We start from the raw sequence: 22,210 nt of genomic DNA on the forward strand, positions 1-22,210 counted from the left end.
ACTTTTGACTTTTGACTTTTGACTTTTGACTTTTGACTTTTGACTTTTGACTTTTGACTTTTGACTTTTGACTTTTACCCACTACCACTGCCATGCTAAAAACTTTGCTGGGCGATCCAAACGCTCGTAAACTCAAACAATACAAACCTTGGGTTGCCGACATCAACGTACTAGAAGAAATAGAAGCCCTTTCCGATCGAGAGCTAATCGGCAAAACAGCCGCGTTCAAAGAACGTCTTGCCAAAGCAAAAACCCTCATCGAAGAGAAAGAACTGCTAGATGAAATCCTCCCCGAAGCATTTGCCGTAGTCCGAGAAGCAGGTCGCCGCGTCTTGGGAATGCGACACTTTGACGTACAGCTATTGGGCGGAATCATCCTCCACAAGGGACAAATTGCCGAAATGAAAACCGGCGAAGGCAAAACGCTTGTCGCCACCCTCCCCGCCTACTTAAACGCCCTGACTGGCAAAGGCGTGCATATCATCACCGTCAACGATTACCTCGCCAAACGAGACGCCGAATGGATGGGACAAATCCACCGCTTCCTCGGATTGAGCGTAGGGTTGATCCAATCGGGTATGGGCTCCCCAGAACGCCAGAAAAATTACCAGTGCGACATCACCTACGCCACAAATAGCGAAATCGGCTTCGACTACTTGCGGGACAATATGGCTACATCAATGTCAGAAGTGGTGCAGCGTCCCTTTAACTATTGCGTGATTGACGAAGTTGACTCAATCTTAATTGACGAAGCTCGCACCCCCCTGATTATCTCAGGACAGGTAGAAAGACCCAGCGAAAAGTATATGCGGGCTGCACAAGTAGCATCAGCCTTGAACAAAGAAGACCATTATGAAGTAGACGAAAAAGCTCGTAACGTCATCTTGTCCGATGAAGGATTTGCCGAAGCCGAAAAGCTTCTGGAAATGAACGACCTGTATGACCCCAACGACCCTTGGGCTCACTACATTTTTAACGCTATTAAAGCCAAAGAACTATTTGTATGCGACGTGAACTATATCGTCCGCAACGACGAAGTAGTAATCGTGGATGAATTTACGGGTCGCGTACTCCCCGGTCGGCGTTGGAGCGACGGATTGCATCAGGCTATAGAGGCGAAAGAAGGGGTCGAGATTCAACCGGAAACGCAGACTCTGGCTACTATTACTTATCAAAACCTGTTTCTGCTTTATCCCAAGTTAGCTGGCATGACCGGCACTGCCAAGACAGAAGAAGCAGAATTTGAAAAGATTTACAAGCTAGAAGTCACCATTATCCCCACAAATCGGACTACGGGTCGGCGAGACTTGTCCGATGTGGTGTATAAAACAGAGCAGGCGAAATGGCAGGCGATCGCAGATGAATGTGCCGAAATGCACCAACTCGGTCGCCCAGTCCTTGTAGGTACTACCAGCGTCGAAAAATCGGAAGTTCTCAGTTCCCTATTACACCAGCTAAAAGTTCCTCACAACCTCCTGAATGCCAAACCAGAAAATGTGGAGCGGGAGTCGGAAATTATCGCCCAAGCAGGACGCAAAGGCGCTGTGACGATCGCCACAAATATGGCCGGACGGGGCACAGATATCATCTTGGGCGGTAATGCCGACTACATGGCGCGGCTGAAATTGCGAGAATACTTTATGCCCCGGATCGTACAGCTAGATGAAGAAGAATTTGCTGTCAAGAGCGTTCCTGGGACAGAATCCGACCGTGGTGGCGGCGTCGGCTTTGCACCGGGTAAAAAAGTGAAGACTTGGAAAGCTTCTCCACAAATTTTCCCCATCGAACTTTCCCGCGAAACGGAAAAGATGCTCAAAGACGCCGTAGAATTCGCTTGCCTCTCGTATGGAGAACGCAGTCTACCGGAACTGGAAGCCGAAGACAAAGTAGCAGTCGCCTCAGAAAAAGCTCCCTCCGACGACCCCGCCATCCAAAAACTGCGGTCAGTTTACAACTTAATTAAAGAAAACTACGAACATTACACCAGCAGCGAACACGAAGAAGTAGTACGCTTAGGCGGTTTGCACGTCATTGGTACAGAAAGACACGAATCTCGCCGGATCGATAACCAGCTGCGGGGACGCGCCGGACGGCAAGGAGACCCAGGTTCTACCAAATTCTTCTTGAGTTTGCAAGATAGTTTATTGCGGATCTTTGGAGGCGATCGCGTTGCCAGTTTGATGAACGCCTTTAAAGTAGAAGAAGATATGCCGATCGAATCCGGTATGCTCACTCGCTCCCTAGAAGGTGCCCAGAAAAAAGTAGAAACCTACTACTATGACATCCGCAAACAAGTATTTGAGTACGACGAAGTGATGAACAATCAACGTCGCGCCATCTACGCCGAACGCCGCCGCGTCTTGGAAGGTCAAGACTTGAAAGAGCAAGTCATCAAATACGCCGAAAAAACGATGGACGACATCGTAGATGCCTACGTCAATCCAGAATTGCCTTCGGAAGAATGGGAATTGGGTAAGCTGGTCGGCAAAGTCAAAGAATTCGTTTATTTGCTCGCCGATTTGGAACCCAATCAACTAGAAGACTTATCCGTAGGCGAAATAAAAGCCTTTCTCCACGAACAAGTCAGGATTGCCTACGACCTCAAAGAAGCCCAGATAGAACAAGTACAGCCAGCACTCATGCGTCAAGCCGAACGGTTTTTCATCTTGCAGCAAATCGACACCCTTTGGCGCGAACACTTGCAAGCAATGGACGCTCTGCGGGAAAGCGTTGGTTTGCGGGGCTACGGCCAAAAAGACCCGCTGATTGAATATAAGAGCGAGGGATATGAAACCTTCCTGGAAATGATGACCGCAATTCGTCGCAACGTTGTGTATTCCTTGTTCCAGTTTCAACCCCAAATGCAGTAAAGAGAGGGGCTAGGAGCTAGGGGCTAGGGGCTAGGGCGAAGAGGGAAGAGGGAATTTTGGTTTTGGATTGACCCCCTTCTTCTCCTAGCCCCTAGCCTCTACGAGAGAGGAATTAACAGGCGACTGAGAACGCGACCATCATCGATATGGTAGAAATTAAGGTCGCCGCCCATTCGTCTGAGAATAGATTGACAAATCCGCAAATGCAGTCCTGGAGGTTTTGCCAAAGTCGAAGGAGCCAGATCGTCAGAAGGTACTAGCTCTTGCAGCTCCGCAATCAGTTGGGAGTCAATAACTCCATCGTCCGTAACCGACAACTCTATAAAGCTGTCGCCCGTGGGATCTTGAGCATCAGGCATTGGGTATTCTTCCTCAAGACCGCGCCCAATGCCTGATTTATTACCCCTCCCCAATCGGCGATACCAAATATCGATGCGACCGCCGCTCTTAACCCGATCGCACGCAGCCATCAACACCTCATAAAGCACCAACTCCACCTTCAGAATATCTACATCAATGCCAAAATTGCCGATCAGCGCATTTTCACCACCAGCATCGTGTATTTGAGTCCAGATACCTTTTTGTTTGATCCGGTCATCAATCCGATCGAGCGATCGCAACAGCAAACTTGTTAACCTAATCGAATCTCGGGCTGCCGAAAAAGAAGAATCTCCTTTACCTGGAGAAGCATCCCCCTGAATGAGCAAATCGCCCCCCATATTCCACAAACCTTTCGCCAGGAGATCGGAAATAGAACTTCTCGCATAAGGCATAGACAATAGAGCATTAGCCGAACCCTTATCTACCCCCGAACCCTTAACATATAAATCTTCTATTAGACGATGCTTATACCAATTTAAACATTGCAACTTCTGCCGATCGTCTCCTAAAGAAACCGTCAGCATCATATACCGACGAAACCAAGCTAATTGAGAAACCAACAAACCGAACATCGGCAAAACACTCGATCGCCAAACACCCGACGACCCTGCAACTACCACAGCCACCCCTGTCGGAGCATAATCCACCGACGTCCGCAAAGCCATAACCAGAACCTTCTTAATGCCAGAACCAGAAATCCAGCTTCGGCTAAGAGAAGATAGAGTTGTTACATCCTTAACGAAAAAGCCATCAGTAGCAAGTGCCTCTTGAATCAACTCATCGCTGCGTACCCGAACAACAAAATCTGAATCTAGAGCAAATTGAGAATTAGTCGCCCCCTCAGTCACCACACGACCGTCCTCACTCCCCCCAGACCAAGTAACCAAAGCAGCAACCGGAGCTTCCAACATCAAAAGCATCGATCGCAACGCCCCCCCCTCCATCTCAGAGAGAGATTGAGCTACTTGCATAGAACTCAAAGCCAATTGGAGAGAATCGTAACCCCTTTGTTGGACATCATTTTGTTCCAGCAGTCGCCACTGGTTAAGAACCAGACCCACCTGTTGGCTCACCAAAGAGAAAATTTCTCGCTGAGCCGCAGTCCAAGAACGCGGATTTTCGCCAGTCACGATTAGGAGTCCCGTCAGCGGGCGTTTTAAACTCGTATTGCACGCCAAAAGCGATCGTACCCCCCCCTCCAAAAACCCATCGCGCCAAACAACGAACTTCAAATCCGTTGACAAATCCTCAACACCCACCGCCTCAGCACTCCGTTCCAGCAATTGCCAGTCCACCTCGCTCAATACAGGCAGAAAAAAATTACCCTCCGACCCCCCTCTAGACCCCCTTTCCCCCTCTCCCCCCTTGGGAGTCACACCTAAAGGTCGCCGATTTACCGGCTGGCTCTGATAACAAACCTCAAATTGTTTTTCATCTGAATTGAAAACCAACACCAAACACCGCTCCACCCGCAGCCGAGCCGTCAGCCGTTCCGCACAAACCTTTAAAATATGAAGCCAATCTTCCTGAGTCGTTACAGCCGTTGCTATCTGAGCCGTGAGAAACTGATCCTCCTTCGTTTGCTCAATAGTCGCCTCCATCCGTTCAATAGGGGAAAACAAAGCAATTAACTGAGACGTTCCCCGGACAAAACTCTTCTCCTCCTCTTTCCAAATCCGGGGTTCATTACCCTCCACTGCCAAAAATCCCAGCAACTCATCTCCCAAGCAAATCGGAGACGCCAGCAAACTTCTCACACCCAACCTCTGCAACAACCTGCTCGTCACATCAGCCTTAAGAGAACTTTGGGCTTCTCCGATCGAAACCATCCGATCCGCCACTAAAGCATCATAAAAGCCACCAGACTCCTGCACCGTAATCCCAGAAGCCTTAGCAGAGCCCTCAGAGAAACCACCACCAGTAGCGCGGTTACTCATCCGTCGCCAGAAATAGCGTCGCTCTCGCTCAAACCAGTAAACGCTCGTTCGCGTTGGCGATACAAATTGATGGACTTCCGCCACCACCATCTCCAACTTCTGCAACACAGTCCCGTTTTCCTGCAACCGCCCCAGCATTCGGAACATCGGCTCGTCCGGTCGCTTGGTTCGGGAGCGATTCCAATCAGATTCAATTTGATTTAGAGACGCCCCGAATCCCCCCAAAAGCATAGAGAGTCGCGCCTTCTCCTCCGAACGAGGCGAGATTCCCCAAATGCTCGAACCCAGCATCACTACCCCAAAACAGCGATCGCGATAACGAATCGGAAAAATCAGCGTTCCCTTAATATCGAAATTTGCCGCCGCCTTGCGCCATTCCCCAGCTCGCGTCTCTTGACGCAAATCCGGCACCCCGATCGGTCTTAGCTGAATAACCACCTGCTCCAGAAGGTCCCCTGGACCCAGGAAAATTCGCTGCTTCAAAAAGCTGATGTCGCCACCAGGCGCAATCCCCCCCTTGCCCAAAATGCGATGATCTAAGCGATCGTAGAAACCAATCCAGATGAGGCTGTAGTCAAACTCAGCCTGGAGATAATTGAGGCTGGTTTCAATCAAAACATCGACATTATCCTCTTCCCGCAGGGTCTGGAGGACACGCCCCAAGCTAACAAGTTTTTTATCGTCAGAATTCGGTTTTTGCTGCTGACTCATCTAAGAATTTTGGATTTTGGATTTTGGATTTTGGATTTTGGATTTGAGATGAGAGGATTTGAGATTTTAGATTTAAAATAAATCTGAAATCTCAAATCTCAAATCTGAAATTTCCACGCCTCTGCCTAACCCCATTCCCTAACCTAAGAGCCTTGGATATATATCAATTAGGTTTACGTCCTCTTTTATTTGATGCTTTAAAGAGCGATCCCGAATGGTTGCATCAGGAAACCATTCAATTTTTAAGCTGGTTAGATCGTAATGCTCATCGCCTTCCCCTCAGCTGGATGCGAAACCAATTAGAACGATCTTGTGCTAGAGCAGATCCACGTTTGGAACAAAAACTGTGGGGCGACGAAAAGGTGACGCCCTTACTCTTCAAAAACCCGGTAGGGTTAGCCGCTGGGTTTGATAAGAATGGTAAAGCTTCTGGCATTTGGTCTAGTTTTGGTTTTGGCTTTACTGAACTGGGGACTGTAACTTTACTGGCCCAGCCTGGAAATCCCTGTCCGCGCTTGTTTCGCTTGCCAATGGATAAAGCAGCATTGAACCGCATGGGTTTTAACAACGACGGTGCCCAAGTCATGAGCAGCAAGCTAGAAGCAACTTGGCAGGGGCGTCACCGACTGATTCCCATAGGAATTAATCTAGGTAAATCTAAGGTAACACCCTTATCTGACGCTGCATCTGATTATTTGGGAAGTTTTCGCCTGCTGAAAGAATGGGGTGACTACTTTGTGGTTAATGTTTCCTCACCCAATACCCCAGGTTTGCGATCGCTCCAAGACGCTCCTGGGCTAAGTGCGATTTTATCAGCTTTGCAGTCAGAAAATCAGGGACATAAGCCAATTCTAGTAAAGATTGCACCCGATTTGGAGTGGGATGCGATCGCAAATCTTATCGAAGTAGCCTCTAAGCATCAGCTAGCTGGAATTATTGCCACAAACACTACAATTAGCCGCGAAGGACTAAAAACTCATACGATTTCTCAAACTGGTAACCCCATCACCGAAGAAGCTGGTGGAATTAGCGGTACGCCTGTGCGTCAGCGTTCGACTGAGGTAATTCGATTTATCTGGCGTGAAACTAAAGGGAAACTTCCGATTATTGGTGTGGGAGGTATTTTTACTGCTGACGATGCGTGGGAGAAGATTACAGCTGGTGCGAGTTTGATTCAAGTTTACACTGGTTGGATATATGAAGGGCCGTGGATGGTACGGCGAATTTTAGAAGGCTTGTTGCAAAAGTTAGATGAACGGGGATTGTCTAATATTTCTGAGGCCGTTGGCCAGCAAGAGTTATGATGATTGCTAATACTCATTTGGTATTAAATAATTCAAAATTTAAGATTTTAGATTTAAAATCTTTTCTTTTTAATCTGAAATCTGAAATGCTCTGCCCCTCTGCCCTAACCTAAAGGCAATCGAATAGTGAAAGTGCTACCTTTGCCCAATTTGCTAGTAACCTGTAGACTACCCCTATATGCCTGAACGATTGAAATTGCGATCGCCAACCCCAAACCCGACCCGCCGCTGTTGCGAGAACGATCGCTATTGACTCGATAAAAGCGATCGAAAATCAGCTTCTGCTCGGAGGGTGCAATCCCAATACCTGTATCTTGAACTTCAATCAAACCATGCCGATCCCTGCGGTCTAGAGCAACTATTACCTTCCCTCCGGCTGGTGTATATTGGATAGCATTGATCATCAAGTTAGAAACCAAGCGATACAGCTGGTCTTCATCGCCGACAATCTCTACTGGATGAGGCATCCGAATATCAGCAGTGAGAGTTACGCCATTGGTTCTTGCCAACGCTTCTAATTCCTCTATTAAGTCGCCAACTACATCATTTAGGCAACAGAGTTTAAGTCGCATCGGCACAGCTTGTCGCTCCAGGCGTGCCAGCAGCAGCAAATCGGCAACCAACTGAATTAGCCTGCGGTTCTGACGCTCTATAGTTCGTAGGATATCACGCGCCTCAATTTCATCCAACCGAGGCATTTCTAGTGCTGATTCGACCGTCGCCTGCGTAGCAGCTAAAGGCGTCCGCAACTCGTGGGCAGCATCCGCTGTAAACTGTTGGATCTGGCTGTAGGATTGGTAAATTGGTTGCATCGCTAAACCAGCTAACCACCAACTAGAACCACCTACCAAAATCATCGCTATTGGCAATCCGAAAAACAAAATCAATTTGACAGTCTGGAGGTAGTCATCGAGGTCTTTAAGACTCCGCCCCATCTGCATATATCCCCAAGAAACATTATCCTGAGTATGCAGCAATAGAGAAATTTGATGAAAACTATTTCCATCAGCGTCTTTAAGATTTTGCCAAGTAGTTTCTGTCGATGTAGCAGGTAAACCAAGAGGCACAAAACCGGCCTCAGTCACAATCTGTCCTGAATGGTCTAACAACCGTAGATAATAATTACCTTGATAAATTGCTCCGAGAATATGGCGTTTCGATTGCGGTTCTGACAACAGTTGCTTTTCTGTCTGTTCTAAGTGTCCAGGTTGTTTCAGTTTATTTTCAATACTATCGTGTAGAGTTCCCGCAACCGCCTCCAATTCTCGATCTAAGGTTTGCAAGTGAGCGTGAAGAATCGCCTCATATAGCCCAAAACCACATAGACTTAGAATGAAACCCATCACGACTGTATACCAGGTGGCGAGTTGTAAACGAGTGTGAGAAAAAAGCTTATTTTGGTTCATCAGTCCGATTAAAACAATAGCCTGTGCCGTGAACTGTTTCAATCAGATGAGCGCTGTCTACCTGTGCCAGTTGGCGTCTGAGCAAGCGTACTTGAGCTGCTACCACATTACTAATGGTATCTGCACTCACTTCCCAAAGCTGATTGCGAATTTGGTCGCTAGTAAGAATTTGGTTCGGGTGTTTCATGAAATACTCTAATAGCTGGAATTCTTTATTAGTTAAAGAAATCTCCTGTTTGCTGCTGTTAGGATCGAGACGATAAACGCTTCTCGTTGCGTAGTCCAGAGTGAGATTATCAACGTGAAGTTGTTCGGTTTGGATTTGAGGCGATCGCCTCTGCAAAGCCCGCAACCGTGCCAGAAACTCCGCCATACCAAAGGGTTTGACCAGATAGTCATCTGCCCCCGCATCCAAACCAGCAACTTTATCTTCCATTCTGTCTTTTGCTGTGAGCATTAACACTGGGAGAGGATTATTTTTAGCACGCAACTTACGCAGCAGATCTAATCCCGATATTCCTGGTATCAACCAGTCAAAGATAGCCAGGGTATACTGTGTTTTCTGGTCGTCTAGATAGTTCCAAGCTTCTGTGCCGTCCATCACCCAGTCAACCAGATACTTTTGCTGGTTCAGGATTCGCTTAATTGCTACACCGAGGTCTGGTTCATCTTCAACTAGCAGCACTCTCATAAAATCAACCTAGCAATGGTAAAACTAAATTTATTAAATACGCTTTTTTGAGCCTTTCAAATAAAAAGTATTTAATCAGCAACTTTATAAAGAAAAGCTCGTAGGCTCCTTGCCAAAATAAGTATGAGGATTAAAAGGTTAATCAAAAGGAGTGTAGGTCAGAAGCCTATTGAGCCATTATTTTCTAATTTAACAGGTTATTATGAAATTACGATGAAATCCCAGCTTTTCTTGAAGCTTACCTGAGTGTCACAGGCTGCAAACGGCGTCCCACTGATGGCAGCAATAACTGAATGTACTTTTGCCAAATGCTAGAAAGCCAAGGATACCATTAAAGTGGCGTCCTTGGAAAAACGAGCATTGCGCCGATACGAAATCACAGAAACTATACTACCGACCTCTGCATTCAAAACATGATATTACTAAAAATCCAAGACCGTAGGTGAAAATTGGGGTCTTGGAAATACATAATTGCAGAACTCCGCCTAGTTAAAAACCAGGCCAAACTTTCACAGAATTTATCGGCATTTTTCTAGCGACCAGGGGTTTGCATTTGAGCGATTCCGAGGGGAATTTGTGCATCTATGCCAACCATCTTGCCATAGACCATGTACTGCCAAAAGTGTCTATAACGTGGAGTATAAACGCCTTGTATTTCAATTGATAGTGTTGTTTGAGGAGGCACAGGTTGGGAGAAAACTAGGGTAGCTTTTTTGTCACCGATAGAAACTGTTGCTGGGATTTTCTGACCGGATTGATTTGTCACCTTGATTCCCCTATGAATGCTTACCTCCTCCGGCAAATCAATCGAAAGTTCTGAAAGTGCAGATCCCTGAACATCAATCTCAAGATGATGAGTAGCATCTAGGTTACGAGTACCAGTAGCGTGTACGGCGCTATGGACAATGCGAGAAGCTTTGAAATCACGACTGCTTCCAGCGGCATAAGCTATGGGAATCCAAGAGGCTAGCATTAGGGTAAATGTACTAGCATAAATTAGCTTTTTCATCACAATACTCCTTGTTAATTAACTTTCAGATTTATCATTGAGGAATTAACCTGGTATTAACTAGCTTGACAAGTAGTTATGAAATTAAGATGAAATTTTAGATTTCAAAAAAGAGTTATTATACCTAATTCTCTAGTTGATAAACTTTTCTAGGCGATAACGAACAACTTTGCGATAGCATGAAGGTTAAAGTTATAGTAAATGCAGTGAGAAGACGATTCATTTAATATTCTCCGAGCGCTAGTAGGTTTTAGATGTTGGGTTAGAAACAGACAAGGTAGGTTATGTATCCCACCTTGCCGTTTTAAGCTAATTAGGCAGCAACGGTAACCACCTGTCTATTTATTGAAACTAAAGCGACCGTTAACCTTTTCTGCGTTAACATCTGCGCTCATTTTTACCTGATACTGACCTGGTGCTGTTCCTGGAAGCAAAACAGTATAGTGTTTGCCCTCAGCATCATATTTCAGGTCTAGCGTTTTTTGCGTGCCATCGGGTAATTGAATTTGTGCTGTTACTTTGGCATTAGGTATGGCTTCGTGGTTGTCACCTTTTTGCAAATAGAAATCTAAATGAGTTCCGTTATCTTCCTTCTCAGGGACAAACTCTAAATGGTAAGCTCCCGACTCAACAACTTGACCTCCTTTTGAAGATTTGGAATGGTCTGATTTGGCAGATGTTTCTGTAGATGTGGCGGGACTGGAAGATTCAGGTTTTGAAGCAGCGGGAGAAGCGGTAGGACTGCTACTTTGATTGCTCGTTGTGGTTTCTTTAGTACAAGCTCCCAAAAAAAGCAATCCCACACTGCTGAGAACAATCAAACCTGATTTTAGCGATTTCATGAGCTTTACTCCTCTTTAGGTAATGTTAGTAGGTTAAAAATTTTTAAGCAAATCAAAAACATTATTGCTCAAAAACTGCCCCAATTGCTTTTCCATCTTCAATCAATGGCGTAGCTTTTTTGTCAACTAAAAAACTGCCAAATTGAGAGTATAAAGCTGGCAAAACTAACAAAGTTAATGCGGTAGAAGTAAACAATCCTCCTAGCACTACAACTGCTAGCGGTTGCAGGATTTCTGGCTCTTCCGTACTTACTATGCTATTTGAGTAGAGTGGGAGAGGGGGAGAGGGGGAGAGTGGGAGAGGAGAAAATCAATAAAAATGTTCTTAAGTGAACAAAAGCATAGCAACTCCGAAAGAGCCATTTCATTAAGATGACATCCTCAAATGAAATTAGGATGAAATCTCATTAGCTAGGAGAACTTTTCAACCAAAACAGCGGTGACTTTTCGATGTCTATTCAAGTGCGAGGGCAAAGCTTGTCTAATTTCTCAGTAACCGCAAACCGTTGAGGGTGACAATAACTGTAGACCCTTCATGCCCAATTACACCCAAGGGCAGGGTAATATCGCCAAAAAAATTGGCAACCAATAGCAGGACAATGAAACTAAGCGCAAATACAATATTTTGCTTGACAATTACCTGAGAGCGGCGACCTAATTGAATAGCGCGTTCGAGTTGTTCTAATCGGTCTGCCATTAAAACAATATCTGCTGTTTCTAAAGCTACGTCACTACCCGCTACTCCCATTGCAATTCCTACAGATGCGATAGCAAGTGCTGGAGCATCGTTAATCCCATCTCCCACCATTGCTACAGTTTGATACTGATTTTTTAGATGTCGAATTACATTTACCTTGGCTTCGGGCAGAAGTTCTGCGTACACTTGGTTTATCCCAATTTCTTTAGCCACAATTTGAGCTGTGCTATTGTTATCTCCTGTCAGCATGATGATTTGCTCGATGCCCAGGTTTTTTATTTTTGCGACAGCTTGTGTTGCCTCTGGTCTTACCGTGTCTGCTACAGCAATTAGCCCTAAGACAACCCCAGCATGAGCAATCCATACTACTGTTTTTTCCTCATTTTCTAACTGTTGGCTGATTTGAATTAGGTTTACTGGAAGTTCTTTTACCTCAGCTTGAACAAATCCTGCTTTACCAACTACAGCCTTTTGGTTATCGATAATTCCGATAATTCCCTGTCCGGTTGCAGCCCGAACTTCAACTGCGTCACTCCACTTTAATTGGTGTTGTCTGGCAGTTTGGACGATCGCGTTCGCAATTGGATGTTCCGATAAGCTTTCTAGGGCAGCAGCAACTTGGAGTAATTGGGCTTCTGATTCTTTGGCGACTGGGACAATTTTGACAACTTGAGGTTTACCAGTAGTAAGAGTTCCCGTTTTATCAAAAGCGATCGCTCTCACCTGTCCGATGGTTTCCAGTTGAGCGCCATTTTTAAACAAAATACCATTGCGAGCGCCATTGGTAATGCCTGATAGTAGTGTTGGCATAATCGCTGCCATTAATGCACAGGGAGAGGCAATTACTAAAAAAATCAGCGCTCGATAAATTGTAGTTTCCCAATTCCAACCCAAAAGAAAGGGCGGTAAAATTGCTAGCAATAACCCCGTCAAAACAATGATGCGAGCATACAGTCGCTCAAAGCGTTCAAGAAACTGCTGTGAGGGTGGGGCTTCAGTCTGCGCTTGCTCTACAAGACGGACGATTCGCTGAATTAAGCTACTTTCAGGCGGTTGATGTACTGTCAGTTTCAGGACACCAAAACCATTTATGGTACCAGCATAAACTTCATCTCCTATTGTTTTTTCAACTGGTGTAGATTCTCCAGTAATAGGAGCTTGGTTGAGGGTGCTGTAACCTTCGGTAATTAAGCCATCTGTAGGAATTAATTCTCCAGGCTTGACTAATACGGTATCACCGATTTGTAGCTGGTCTACTGGCACAAATTGCTCAATTCCATTGAGCATTACTCGTGCTTTATCTGAAGTTAAATTCATCAAGCTTTTGATGCTGCGCTCAGTTCGCTTCATGGCATAGCCTTCGAGTGCGCCGCTAATGGCGAAAATCAGAATTAGGACTGCACCATCAACGATGAAATAATACTCCCGCCGCCACAAACCTAAGCTGGCTGCACCCAATGCGGCAACAATCATCAGCAAATCGACATCTAATTCTTTTTCTTGAAATAGGGTTGTCAGCCCTTCACGGGCGCTAGAGTATCCGCCAATTACATAGGCTGCGGGTAGAATTAACAATCCCAATCCCAGCCAACCGACATGGAGTGCTAGCCAACCAAGGAGAACAAGTAGACCGCAGATAGTAGCGGCGATCGCATCTGGATGTTCTTTAAACAGTTCGGAAAAGCGAGGGATAGAGAGCGAAGGGGAAGACATAGGGTATCAGCAGTCGTAGATGACTCTTTCACCCTAAACATTGACATTAATGTCAATGTCAAGGCTTCTATCAATTAAAATGGAGGGCATGGTCAGCAAACATTTTACTATCAAAGAACTTACAGAAATTGTGGGAGGGGGCATCACTCCCAGAATGGTGCGGCATTACCACCAGCTGGGGCTGCTACCAGAGGCTCTACGCTCTGAAGCCAACTATCGGCTCTACAGTCAAGCTGAAGTGCAGCGATTGCGGCGAATTGTGGCGCTGAAGCTGCAAGGGTTTCAGTTATCCCACATCCGCCAGTTACTAGAAACCGAGCCAGAAGCGGTAGCTGGCAACAAGCTGATGAATCAGTTGCAGTTGCAATATCGCTCGGTGATGCAGCAGCTAGTGCGACTGCGACAAACGGCGGTGGCGTTAGAAGGATTGCTGGGACGCGATCGCTCTTGTCTTACTACTCAAGCTGAAGCTCTAGCCCAACTGAAATTATTTCAAGTTGAAACCTCTGAAGGGATAGGAGAACTCAAACATTTCTGGAATCATTTAGATGCGGCAGCTGACGATCACCCAGAAGCATTTGAGGAATCTTTGCAGCAACTCCTGCCGGATCTATCTGACCGCTCAGAGATTGAAGTAGATTTAATCTCGAAATTGGTATTGGCTTGTGGGGATGTTAGTTTGGCGCATTTTGTGCGGGTGAGCAAAGGAGCGATCGCGGCTGCCCGTAATACCCTAAAAGCTGGGTATCAAATTGTGGGAGATGTGCCAGCCGTCGTTGCTGCCCTCGATCGAACTAGATTGGCTCATTTGGGATGTCAGGTTGAAACTTTAATTGATGACCCCCATATCACAAGTGCAGCCGATGCGGAGCAAGTATTCTGGGATAAACAGGCTTGGAAAGAAAAATTGCAGCAGCTAAAAGAAGGATGCGTGCTGGTAATAGGATATGCGCCATCTGTACTTATGTCCGTTTGTGAAGCCATTGAGCAGGGTAAAATTCAACCCGCCTTAGTCATTGGAATGCCGATTGGATTCAGTCACGCCCCTGTAGCCAAACGAAGATTAGCACTTTCTAGCATTCCGTATATCACAATTGAAGGAACCTTCGGTGGGGGATTATTAGCAGCAATCGCACTGAATGCTTTAGTTGAATCCCTTCTAGAAAAACCAGACTGTCATTGTTATTTAGAAGTAGAACATCACTTCTCAAAACTTGCTTGAACTACTTTCCCATTTTCGACAACTGACTGATTTGGTTTAGTTAGTAAAAACTTCCCAAATTTGGCATATAAAGCTGGCAACACCAATAGGGTTAAAGCTGTAGAAGTAAACAAACCACCTAACACTACAATTGACAGAGGTTGCAAAATTTCTTTTCCAGCACCTCCCTCAAATACCAAAGGTGCCAACCCTAAAGCTGAGGTGAAAGCAGTCATTAAAATAGCGTTAAGTCGTTCCATCGACCCGCTAATGATAACTTCTTTAAAAGGCATACCTTCAGCAAATTTGCTATTGTAGTTGTCTACCAGTAGCAGTCCGTTACGAGTAGCCACCCCAAACAGAGTGATAAAACCAACTAGGGAGGCGATGGAAATAATGCCCCCAGTCAAAGCTACCGCAATTACTCCCCCCACCAAAGCTAAAGGCAAATTAATCATGATCGCGGCAGTAGAGGGAATAGATTTAACAGAAAGGTACATGATTACCGTAATGACTACAAAGGCGATCGCACTGGAGATTAAGATATTCTGCGTAGCTCGTTCTTCCGCTTCAAATTGCCCCGCATACTGAATATAATAACCAGAAGGTGGATGCACCTGTTGATTAACTTTTTCGCGAATTTCATTAACGACAGAACGCAAATCTCTCCCCTTAGCATTAGCAGCTACAACAATCAGACGAGAAACATTCTCGCGGTTGATAGTATTTGGCCCTGTTCCATAATTAATTGTAGCAACTTGAGCTAAAGGAATTTTAGTACCAGAAGGCGTATCAACAAGCAGGTTTTCAAGAGTATTTAAGTTGCTCCTCGCTTCAGGCTTTAACCAGACGAGGAGGTCGAAGGTTTGTTGATTTTCTAATACTTGAGATACTACTCGTCCGTTGAGCGCGGTTTCAATAATTTCGGAAAGTTGTCCGACTGTTAAACCATACCTTGCCGCTGCCGAACGATCGAATTTGATTTGTATTTGTTCGATTGGTATTTGAGGTTCTAGTTGCAAATCTACAATTCCATTAACGGTTTTCATTACATCGTCAACTTGTTGCCCAAGGGTGCGGAGTTGTTCTAAGTCGGGGCCGAAAATTTTGATAGCGATCGCACTCCTGACTCCAGACAACACCTCATCCATTCGGTGAGAGATAAAACCCCCAATATTAGGCGCTACCCCTGGTAATTTGGCAAATTCTTCCCGGAGTTTTTCTAAAGTTTTTTCCCGGTTTTTCATTCCTTCTTCACTTAACTCTATATCCAAATGCCCCAAATTCACCCCCGCTGCATCTGCATCTCCTGGCGCACGGCCCGATCGCAACTGTACAAATGGAAATCTGGGGTCACCCTTAAGTGCATCTTGGAGTGCAAAACCGGCGCTATTTGTAGCGTCCAGAGATACACCTGGATAGAGTAATAGGGTGTTCACCAAAGTTTGCTCCTGAAACTCTGGCAAAAACACTCGTCCTAACGAAGGAACAATGACCATTGTCGCCACCAAACTAGCAGCGGCAAGGCTCAAGATGATTCCAGAACCACGCAGAGAAAAGGTTAACAGGGGATGATAAAGACGCTTGAAAAATCTCGCCACCCAAGGTTCCCTTTCTGGCAAGCGACCGTGAGGCAAAAGAATAGCACACAAAGCCGGAGTTACAGTTAGTGCGGTCACACTAGAAGCTAGAACTGCCACCAAATAACCAATACCCATCGGGATAAAAATGCTACCTTCCACACCCGTTAAAGCAAAAATCGGAGAGAAGACAACTATGGTAATGATGGTGGCTCCAAATACCGAATCGCGTACCTCCTGACACCCTTCAAATACTACCTCTAATACCGGACGAGGATCAGGAGAATATTTATTTTCTCGCAAGCAACGGTAGACGTTTTCGGCATCAACAATGGCATCATCGACAGCCGAACCAATTGCTACTGCTAACCCTCCCAAGGTCATCGTGTTCAAACCCTGTCCCAACCAGTCTAGGGCTAGCACTCCTAGAAGCAAGGATAAAGGAAGGGCAGTTAGACAAACAGCGAGGTTACGCCAATTCATCAAGAACGGTATTAAGATAATGGCAACAATAATACTGCCTTCGACTAAAGCTTCTCTAACATTTTCAATTGAGGAATCAATGTAGTTCTCTTGACGAAATGTAGCAGTTACTTTAATATCCTTGGGTAAGCCAGCTTTAAGTTCTGCCATTGCTGCTTCAATAGCTTTAGTGACAGTGGGAGTATCGGTAAGAGGCTGTTTATTAATCATTACGATGATTGCCTTTTGACCGTTAAAGCTACCATCACCCCGTTTAATCGCTGCGCCGATTTCTACGTCTGCGACATCTTCTATCTTGACAGGTATGCCATTACGTGCAGTAATTACTGATTTTTTGAGGTCTTCAATAGATTCAATTCGCCCAATACCCCGGATTAATTTTTCTCGATCGGGCGTAATTAAATAACCGCCAGGAGCATTTACATTGGCGGCTGCTACGGCTTCAGTAACTTCTTTTAAGGAAACATCAAAAGCTTTTAATTTAGCTGGATTTACTAATACTTGATATTGCCGTATGTCGCCACCATACGCCACTACTTGACTAACTCCCGGCACAGCTAAAAGGCGATTGGTTACTTGCCAATCAACAATTCGCCGGACTTCCATTAAAGGAGTAGTTTCCGAAGTAAAAGCAAATTGAAGTACAGTCCCGATGGGGGAACTAATCGGAGAAATCTGCGGCGTTTCTACTCCTTCGGGAAGTTTGCTCTGCGCTTGTTGCAATCGCTCTGTAACTAACTGGCGAGCTTGATAGATATCGGTTCCCCAGTTAAAGATAACTTTGACTACAGAAATTCCCGCTGCACTGGAAGAACGTACTGCGGTTACTCCGGGAGTACCGTTAATCGCACTTTCAATTGGTAAAGTAACCAGAGATTCCAATTCTTCTGGAGCCAGTCCAGCAGCTTCAGTTTGAATTTCGACTTGGGGAGGTGCAAAACTGGGAAAGACATCCAGTGGCATTTGGATGATGGTGCGAAATATCCAAAATGTGACGATAACTGCACCGAGAATGACTAGCCAGCGTTGGACGATCGACCATTTAATAATAGAATTGAGCATGACGATTTTATATGTTAGATTTTGGCTCTCAAATTACAATCTTTTTCAAATTTAAAATCTGCCATTTTAAATCTGAAATTAGTTCGGCTTGTGAGGGTTTTCGCGCTCCTCAATTAGTGCGACTGATTGAGAAAAGGTTGGCTGTTTATGGTTGTTGAGAAAAGGTTCAATTTCATAGTCCATATTTTCATATTCTGGATGACCCGCTGCTACAGTACGGAAACGAGTCCGACGACCAGCCCAAAAAGCCACAGAAGCAACAGTAACAAGTGCTGTTCCTCCTACTACTCCCATCAACCACATCGGTAGGGGCAAATTGTTAGTTTTAACATCTGTTGTTTCTGAGTGAGCTTCTTTTGCTTCACCCTCTTTTGGCTTACTACCTCCCCGTAAAGATTGCGCGTAAAGTTGGGGTGCGCGTTGAGTGACGATCGAATCTCCTTCAAATAAACCGCTTTTAACTTCTACTAAATCTCCAGAAGTTTGACCTAACGTTACATCAACCGCCTGAAACGCATTCCCATTTTGGACGTAGACCACTTTTTTACCATTTGCATCTACCACAGCCGAACTGGGAATTGCCAAAATAGCATTAGCTGTCCGATCTGTGATTACTTCTAATTCGGCGAACAATCCCGGCTTGAGTTCCCCATCTGGATTATTCAATTCTGCTTGCACGGGTACTACTCGCGTTTCCCCGTTCACCAATGAGCCAATGCGCGTAATTTTTCCTTCAAAGTTACGATCGCCTAAAGAAGCAATTTTCACCCTTACCCGTTGACCAATTTGAACTTTATTTAGATCTTTTTCATAAATATTCGCGGTGGCAAAAACGCGGCTGTCATTGACGATCGTCATCAGCTTACCACCCGCGTCCTGGAACGATTGACCGAGGGTAACTTCACGATCGGCAACTTTACCAGAAATAGGAGCAGTTACCGTCACTAGCCCCTTATCATTAGCTTTTGTGCCCAGTTGTTGCAGCCGAGTTTGATAGGTGGTGTTACTCAGCCCAATCCGAGATTTAGCTACTTCAAGAGATGACTGAGCGCGCAGTTCAACCAACTCAGGTGCAGATACGACGGCGACGGGTTGACCTGCTTTTACCGATGTACCGGGTTCTACTAACAACTCAACAACTTTCCCTGGAATTGGTGCAGTTACTTCTACTTTTTGGCTGGGTAAGGTTTCAATTTGCCCGGTGGTTTTAATGCCAATAGCTAGCTGCTGCGACTTAGCTGGCTCCACTTGAATTAAGAGTCTTTTGGCAGTTTCTGCATCCACTTGAATTGAACCAGAAGACTCTGTGGCTTCGCTTCCTCCTTGAAATTCATCCCCGTGTCCGCCGTGGGCTAAAACGGCAGTAGGAGCCGTTAGTAGTATTAGGCTCAGGATTGTCCCAGAAACGCAAAGTCGCGCTGTCGATCGTTGAAAACGGTAAGAGTTGGGTATCATCGGGAATGTCCTTTAGTATACCGAGGGAGCAGGATTTTTGAGGAGGGCATTTGTACAAAGTAAGGCAGGTAGCTAGCCCGTTCCCCTGGAACAAGTTTCTTACAGAGCCTATAAAACTCTCATTCTCTAGTTTTTCATGGAGAAATGAAATCAGGATGAAATCTCAATTAAGGCTCCTAGCATTGCGTACCTGAAAAAGTCAGTCAGCAAATTAACCAGCAAATTCTCATGTTATTGCTGTTAGTTACTGAGTCCGCCCTAGATTGTCGCTAATGGCTCGTGCTAAACTAGCTCTTGCTTGGTTGTATTCCAGAATCGCCCTGATGCGATTCTTGAAAAATTTACTTTTTATACCAAGTTTGCCGCCACTGTTTCATTTGGTCAATTTCTACCTTTTGTGAAGTGATAATATCTTGAGCTAGTTGCTTGATTTGGGGACGTTTAGACTTACTCAGAGCATCTTGAGCCATCGTTATTGCGCCTTCATGGTGCGGTATCATTGCATTGATAAAGCGCAGATCGAACTCAGCATCAGCCGCTTCTAAGTTCATGTCCATCATCATGTTCTTCATCTGCTCTTGAGACATTGGCATCATCTTACCCATCTGAGCGTCGTACATCATTGGGGTGCTACTTGCTTGGGGATACCATGCCTTGCGCCACTGTTTCAACTGATTAATCTCTTTATTTTGAGCTTTGATAATGTCGTCTGCTAGCTTTTTAATTTCAGGGCGTTGAGACTTTTGCTGCGCTTCCTTTGCCATCTTTACTGCCCCTTGATGGTGTGGAGTCATTCCATCGATGAACCGCAGATCGTATTGAGCATCAGCAGAGCCTAAATCCATTGCTATGTTGTGGTTCATGTCACTGCTATGCTCCGTACCAGCGCTTTGCCCCTTGTCCTGCTTGCTACTAGCAGTGCTTGCAGGGGGAGTGTTTGGAGCTTGAACTTGGTTTTGGGAGGCAGTAGAACAGGCTGTAAGGATTCCGCCACTTATGGAAGCGATCGCTATAACGGTTGCTAACAAGCTAGTTCTCACTAAAATTGGTCGCATAGGTTTGAAGTTCATCTAACACACCTGGTAACTTTTTTACTATCCTTGACTCTTCAGCCAACGATCGGCACAACTTTAATCACCCGCGCCCAGTAGCTGGCTATTGATGAAAGACAGCAAGATTTCACAGCGTCAGGCGGTACTACTACTCAGTGTTTCACGCAGAAATGAAATTAGGATGAAATTCTCGCCCCGGCTGATGACTTGTCTATATCATCGAGAAAGTTTCCCAATACATTCGGTTTTTAATAAACAAATTAAATCTGGATTAAATTATGAGGTTTTATTAACCGGAACTAGGTACACTAGAGAGATGAAAATTAGCTCAAATCCTCGTACCGCACTGGTAGGAAATCATCACTATCTCCTAAGTGAGATAGGAGCGTACCTCATGAGTTATATCATGTCCGGTTGCATCGGTAGCGTAAGCGTGATGCGAGAAATTGTCTGTGGTCATCGAGAGTTAAATTTTAACCACAGATGAAGACAGATGAACACAGATGAACACAGATAAGAGAGTTATTTTTTTTAGACAACCGATGCCACTGGACATGATATTAAAGACTATTCTACCAAGCTGCTGCTTAATCCCATTAATCACAACGTCAAAAGCCTGCGTAGGCAGGCTTTGTTTGTGTAGCCCCAGGCTTTAGTCTGCGGACGTTTGGTTCTTTTGGGTCAAATATGCTGTAGGGTCACGGCGTAATTAAAACTTTGTAAGACCAAGATATTTATGATGCCGTGCCCCTACAAAAAAGTTTACTGTAAACATTAGTATAATAATTCCGAAAGACGCGGGGGTTCTAACCTTGACACATCCCCATCAATGTTACTTCCCAAACTAATCGGGGTTGAGCATAACTCAACAAACACTTTCGCGCTTTTTCCAACTTTTCTAACGGCGACTCATAAATCTTTCCTTCCAAAAATTGCTGCCAATAAGACTGCTGCAAATAATCTATTAACCATAACTGCGCTTCCGTATCCAACGCTTTATCAATCTGGCGAGCAAGTTCTAATGCTTGACGAAGTGTTTTGGGAATTTGCTTCACAGATGCTAATAATTCTGGGGGAATCGCTTGCAATTGTTGCCAAGATGCGATCGCTTCCCCAGGACTTCCCGCCGCTAACCCCAACACCTCTGGATGCTGCAAAATCTCTTCATGACCATTCTGCCGCAGCACTTTCTCCATTCGGGCCAAATCCAGGCCATAAAACGGTATCCGCTGACAGCGGGACACCAGTGTAGGTAATAAAGACTCGATCGCCGGAGCAATCAAAATTATCGTCGCCTGTCCCGGTTCCTCCAGCGTCTTCAGCAAGGCGTTTGCCGCCGCCTCTGCCATCGTTTCCGCTTGTTCGACGATTACGAGCGATCGCGACGCCTCCAGGGGCGGACGGCTCAAAAACTGGGCAATTTCCCGCACCTGTTCTAAGCGAATTTGCGGCGGGGCCTTGCGCTTCACCCCTTTTTCAGCAGCTTCAGCCGCAGACAGCCTGACTCCGTTGTGGAGATAAGTCGGCTGCACCCACAATAAATCCGGGTGATTGCTCAGCTGTTGGCGTTTGTGTGAGGTTAGTTGTTTGTCGTTATTACCATAAAATACCTCTTCTGTAAAGCATTTAGCCGCCAAACTTCGTCCTACGCCATCGGGGCCAGCAAAGAGATAAGCTGGAGCAATGCGGTTTTGTGCGATCGCCTGCTTGAGGATCTCTTGGGCCCGATCTTGCCCAATCAGCCTTTCAAAAGGATTCATCAAAAAATTTAATCAGATTATTGCCTCAGTCTGGTATCATTTGAGCAAATTCCGGC

At 45.5% G+C, this 22,210-nt stretch carries 13 protein-coding genes and 1 pseudogene; 3 read left to right on the plus strand and 11 right to left on the minus strand.

Annotation, left to right across the window (positions count from 1 at the left end; all coding sequences use genetic code 11):
* Positions 1–92: 92 nt before the first annotated feature.
* Positions 93–2,870: a preprotein translocase subunit SecA gene (gene secA, locus LAY57_RS23510; RefSeq protein ID WP_249069530.1), complete on the plus strand. Its 2,778-nt coding sequence runs from the start codon at positions 93–95 to the stop codon at positions 2,868–2,870.
* A gap of 98 nt (positions 2,871–2,968) precedes the next feature.
* On the opposite strand, the gene LAY57_RS23515 is transcribed toward secA, so the two are convergent.
* Complete coding sequence (locus tag LAY57_RS23515; protein ID WP_249069531.1) at positions 2,969–5,899, minus strand: GAF domain-containing protein; 2,931 nt, start codon at positions 5,897–5,899, stop codon at positions 2,969–2,971.
* 152 nt (positions 5,900–6,051) lie between these two features.
* Here LAY57_RS23515 and LAY57_RS23520 point away from each other — a divergent pair, with 152 nt between their 5' ends.
* Positions 6,052–7,203, plus strand: coding sequence for a quinone-dependent dihydroorotate dehydrogenase (locus LAY57_RS23520; protein WP_249069532.1), 1,152 nt, complete (start codon positions 6,052–6,054; stop codon positions 7,201–7,203).
* A gap of 104 nt (positions 7,204–7,307) precedes the next feature.
* On the opposite strand, the gene rppB is transcribed toward LAY57_RS23520, so the two are convergent.
* The 6 genes and pseudogenes from rppB to LAY57_RS23545 all read right to left on the minus strand — a co-directional run bounded on the left by rppB (position 7,308) and on the right by LAY57_RS23545 (position 13,561).
* Positions 7,308–8,651 carry a two-component system sensor histidine kinase RppB gene (rppB, locus tag LAY57_RS23525; protein ID WP_476727023.1) on the minus strand — a complete coding sequence of 448 codons (1,344 nt, stop codon included), beginning with the start codon at positions 8,649–8,651 and terminating at the stop codon, positions 7,308–7,310.
* Positions 8,596–9,300, minus strand: coding sequence for a two-component system response regulator RppA (rppA, locus tag LAY57_RS23530; protein WP_249069533.1), 705 nt, complete (start codon positions 9,298–9,300; stop codon positions 8,596–8,598). The genes rppB and rppA overlap by 56 nt, the downstream gene beginning before the upstream one ends.
* A 532-nt stretch (positions 9,301–9,832) precedes the next feature.
* Positions 9,833–10,309, minus strand: a complete 477-nt coding sequence (locus LAY57_RS23535) for a DUF2808 domain-containing protein (protein WP_249069534.1) — start codon at positions 10,307–10,309, stop codon at positions 9,833–9,835.
* A gap of 338 nt (positions 10,310–10,647) precedes the next feature.
* Entirely contained in the window at positions 10,648–11,151 is a 504-nt protein-coding gene (locus tag LAY57_RS23540) for a hypothetical protein (RefSeq protein WP_249069535.1), read from the minus strand.
* A gap of 61 nt (positions 11,152–11,212) precedes the next feature.
* Positions 11,213–11,386 (minus strand): annotated as a pseudogene (locus LAY57_RS36605) (efflux RND transporter permease subunit); the annotation flags it as partial.
* Positions 11,387–11,632: 246 nt separating this feature from the next.
* The gene (locus tag LAY57_RS23545; RefSeq protein WP_249069536.1) at positions 11,633–13,561 is read right to left on the minus strand and encodes a heavy metal translocating P-type ATPase; all 1,929 of its coding nucleotides are present in this window, start codon (positions 13,559–13,561) and stop codon (positions 11,633–11,635) included.
* A gap of 55 nt (positions 13,562–13,616) precedes the next feature.
* Here LAY57_RS23545 and LAY57_RS23550 point away from each other — a divergent pair, with 55 nt between their 5' ends.
* On the plus strand, positions 13,617–14,783 hold the full coding sequence (locus LAY57_RS23550; RefSeq protein WP_249069537.1) for a precorrin-8X methylmutase: 1,167 nt from the start codon (positions 13,617–13,619) through the stop codon (positions 14,781–14,783).
* Here the strand turns inward: LAY57_RS23550 and LAY57_RS23555 are convergent.
* From LAY57_RS23555 to LAY57_RS23570, 4 genes are all read right to left on the minus strand, one after another.
* Positions 14,762–17,887, minus strand: a complete 3,126-nt coding sequence (locus LAY57_RS23555) for an efflux RND transporter permease subunit (protein WP_249069538.1) — start codon at positions 17,885–17,887, stop codon at positions 14,762–14,764. The two genes, LAY57_RS23550 and LAY57_RS23555, sit on opposite strands and share 22 nt — an antisense overlap.
* 78 nt (positions 17,888–17,965) lie before the next feature.
* The gene (locus tag LAY57_RS23560; RefSeq protein WP_249069539.1) at positions 17,966–19,342 is read right to left on the minus strand and encodes an efflux RND transporter periplasmic adaptor subunit; all 1,377 of its coding nucleotides are present in this window, start codon (positions 19,340–19,342) and stop codon (positions 17,966–17,968) included.
* 341 nt (positions 19,343–19,683) lie between these two features.
* Positions 19,684–20,412, minus strand: a complete 729-nt coding sequence (locus LAY57_RS23565; RefSeq protein WP_249069540.1) for a DUF305 domain-containing protein — start codon at positions 20,410–20,412, stop codon at positions 19,684–19,686.
* Positions 20,413–21,200: 788 nt separating this feature from the next.
* The gene (locus LAY57_RS23570) at positions 21,201–22,154 is read right to left on the minus strand and encodes a DNA polymerase III subunit delta' (protein WP_249069541.1); all 954 of its coding nucleotides are present in this window, start codon (positions 22,152–22,154) and stop codon (positions 21,201–21,203) included.
* Positions 22,155–22,210: the final 56 nt, after the last annotated feature.

This window comes from Argonema antarcticum A004/B2 (assembly GCF_023333585.1).
Classification (GTDB): Bacteria; Cyanobacteriota; Cyanobacteriia; order Cyanobacteriales; family Aerosakkonemataceae; genus Argonema; species Argonema antarcticum.

Coding starts and splice junctions, on each gene's coding strand:
- LAY57_RS23560 (WP_249069539.1), bottom strand. CDS start 19,342: ATGATACCCAACTCTTACCGTTTTCAACGATCGACAGCGCGACTTTGC.
- LAY57_RS23535 (WP_249069534.1), bottom strand. CDS start 10,309: ATGAAAAAGCTAATTTATGCTAGTACATTTACCCTAATGCTAGCCTCT.
- LAY57_RS23550 (WP_249069537.1), top strand. CDS start 13,617: ATGTCAAGGCTTCTATCAATTAAAATGGAGGGCATGGTCAGCAAACAT.
- LAY57_RS23545 (WP_249069536.1), bottom strand. CDS start 13,561: ATGTCTTCCCCTTCGCTCTCTATCCCTCGCTTTTCCGAACTGTTTAAA.
- LAY57_RS23515 (WP_249069531.1), bottom strand. CDS start 5,899: ATGAGTCAGCAGCAAAAACCGAATTCTGACGATAAAAAACTTGTTAGC.
- LAY57_RS23565 (WP_249069540.1), bottom strand. CDS start 20,412: ATGAACTTCAAACCTATGCGACCAATTTTAGTGAGAACTAGCTTGTTA.
- secA (WP_249069530.1), top strand. CDS start 93: ATGCTAAAAACTTTGCTGGGCGATCCAAACGCTCGTAAACTCAAACAA.
- LAY57_RS23540 (WP_249069535.1), bottom strand. CDS start 11,151: ATGAAATCGCTAAAATCAGGTTTGATTGTTCTCAGCAGTGTGGGATTG.
- LAY57_RS23570 (WP_249069541.1), bottom strand. CDS start 22,154: ATGAATCCTTTTGAAAGGCTGATTGGGCAAGATCGGGCCCAAGAGATC.
- LAY57_RS23555 (WP_249069538.1), bottom strand. CDS start 17,887: ATGCTCAATTCTATTATTAAATGGTCGATCGTCCAACGCTGGCTAGTC.
- rppA (WP_249069533.1), bottom strand. CDS start 9,300: ATGAGAGTGCTGCTAGTTGAAGATGAACCAGACCTCGGTGTAGCAATT.